This is a genomic window from Actinosynnema sp. NPDC049800, from assembly GCF_040656635.1.
GTDB lineage: Bacteria > Actinomycetota > Actinomycetes > Mycobacteriales > Pseudonocardiaceae > Actinosynnema.
Map to the genome: position 1 here is coordinate 1 of NZ_JBFAMT010000120.1, position 2,572 is coordinate 2,572.

A 2,572-nucleotide genomic window follows, 5' to 3' on the forward strand; every position below is an offset into this window, starting at 1 on the left:
TCGGCGGCGTCCTACTCTCCCACACCCTCACGAGTGCAGTACCATCGGCGCTGGAAGGCTTAACTACCGGGTTCGGAATGGGACCGGGTGTTCCCCAACCGCTATGACCACCGAAACACTATGAAATTACCAACCCGTAGGCACCCCAACCCACCCAGTCCTACACGGGTGGACCAAGGCGGTCCGGTTCGGTTCTTTCAGAACCGCACAGTGGATGCGTAGCGTCTTCATGACAAGTCCTCGGCCTATTAGTACCGGTCAACTCCAGCCGTTACCGACCTTCCATCTCCGGCCTATCAACCCAATAGTCTCTTGGGGGCCTTAACCCACAAAGGGGTGGGATACCTCATCTAGGAACAGGCTTCCCGCTTAGATGCTTTCAGCGGTTATCCCTTCCGAACGTAGCCAACCAGCAATGCCCTTGGCAGGACAACTGGCACACCAGAGGTCCGTCCGTCCCGGTCCTCTCGTACTAGGGACAGCCTTCCGCAAGTATCCTACGCGCGCGGCGGATAGGGACCGAACTGTCTCACGACGTTCTAAACCCAGCTCGCGTACCGCTTTAATGGGCGAACAGCCCAACCCTTGGGACCTACTCCAGCCCCAGGATGCGACGAGCCGACATCGAGGTGCCAAACCATGCCGTCGATATGGACTCTTGGGCAAGATCAGCCTGTTATCCCCGGGGTACCTTTTATCCGTTGAGCGACCACGCTTCCACAAGCCATGGCCGGATCACTAGTTCCGACTTTCGTCCCTGCTCGACCTGTCGGTCTCACAGTCAAGCCCCCTTGTGCACTTGCACTCGACACCTGATTGCCAACCAGGCTGAGGGAACCTTTGAGCGCCTCCGTTACCCTTTGGGAGGCAACCGCCCCAGTTAAACTACCCACCAGGCACTGTCCCTGATCCGGATCACGGACCGAGGTTAGACATCCAGTACGACCAGAGTGGTATTTCAACGACGACTCCACCATGACTGGCGTCACAGCTTCACAGTCTCCCACCTATCCTACACAAGCCGAACCGAACACCAATACCAAGCTATAGTAAAGGTCCCGGGGTCTTTCCGTCCTGCCGCGCGTAACGAGCATCTTTACTCGTAATGCAATTTCGCCGGGCCTGTGGTTGAGACAGTCGAGAAGTCGTTACGCCATTCGTGCAGGTCGGAACTTACCCGACAAGGAATTTCGCTACCTTAGGATGGTTATAGTTACCACCGCCGTTTACTGGCGCTTAAGTTCTCAGCTTCGCCCCGAAGAGCTAACCGGTCCCCTTAACGTTCCAGCACCGGGCAGGCGTCAGTCCGTATACATCGTCTTGCGACTTCGCACGGACCTGTGTTTTTAGTAAACAGTCGCTTCTCGCTGGTCTCTGCGGCCGAAAAATCCTAGCCCGCAAGGGGCTTCAAATCCCTCGGCCCCCCTTCTCCCGAAGTTACGGGGGCATTTTGCCGAGTTCCTTAACCACAGTTCGCCCGATCGCCTCGGTATTCTCTACCTGACCACCTGTGTCGGTTTGGGGTACGGGCCGCATGAACACTCACTAGAGGCTTTTCTCGGCAGCATGGGATCACTCTACTTCGCCTCAATCGGCTATGCATCACGTCTCAGCCTATATGCCTGGCGGATTTGCCTACCAGACGGCCTACACGCTTACACCAGTACTACCACTCACTGGCGGAGCTACCCTCCTGCGTCACCCCATCGCTTGACTACTACAAGTTCAGGTCCCGCGCTCCACATCGCCCCTCATCCGAAGAATCAGAGCGGGCTTCGGGCGGTTAGTATCACAAGGTTCGCCATGGGCGCGTTCACACGGGTACGGGAATATCAACCCGTTGTCCATCGACTACGCCTGTCGGCCTCGCCTTAGGTCCCGACTTACCCTGGGCGGATTAGCCTGGCCCAGGAACCCTTGGTCATCCGGCGGACGAGTTTCTCACTCGTCTTTCGCTACTCATGCCTGCATTCTCACTCGTATGGCTTCCACGGCTGGATCACTCCGCCGCTTCGACAGCCATACGACGCTCCCCTACCCATCCCAGCGTTACACTGAAATGACACGGCTTCGGCGGTGTGCTTGAGCCCCGCTACATTGTCGGCGCAGGACCACTTGACCAGTGAGCTATTACGCACTCTTTAAAGGGTGGCTGCTTCTAAGCCAACCTCCTGGTTGTCTGGGCGACCCCACATCCTTTCCCACTTAGCACACACTTAGGGGCCTTAGCCGGCGTTCTGGGCTGTTTCCCTCTCGACTACGAAGCTTATCCCCCGCAGTCTCACTGCCGCGCTCTCACGTACCGGCATTCGGAGTTTGGTTGATTTCGGTAAGCTTGTGGGCCCCCTAGACCATCCAGTGCTCTACCTCCGGCACGAAACACACGACGCTGCACCTAAATGCATTTCGGGGAGAACCAGCTATCACGGAGTTTGATTGGCCTTTCACCCCTAACCACAGCTCATCCCCCAGGTTTTCAACCCTGGTGGGTTCGGGCCTCCACGCGGTCTTACCCACGCTTCACCCTGGCCATGGCTAGATCACTCCGCTTCGGGTCTAGACCACGCGACTC

Annotated in this window: 2 rRNA genes; both read right to left on the minus strand. The window is 57.3% G+C overall.

The window, feature by feature from the left end:
* Nucleotides 1-115: ribosomal RNA gene (gene rrf / locus AB0I91_RS44570) — 5S ribosomal RNA — on the minus strand; the annotation flags it as partial.
* A 113-nt stretch (nucleotides 116-228) separates the two neighbouring features.
* A 23S ribosomal RNA gene (locus AB0I91_RS44575) occupies nucleotides 229-2,572 on the minus strand; the annotation flags it as partial.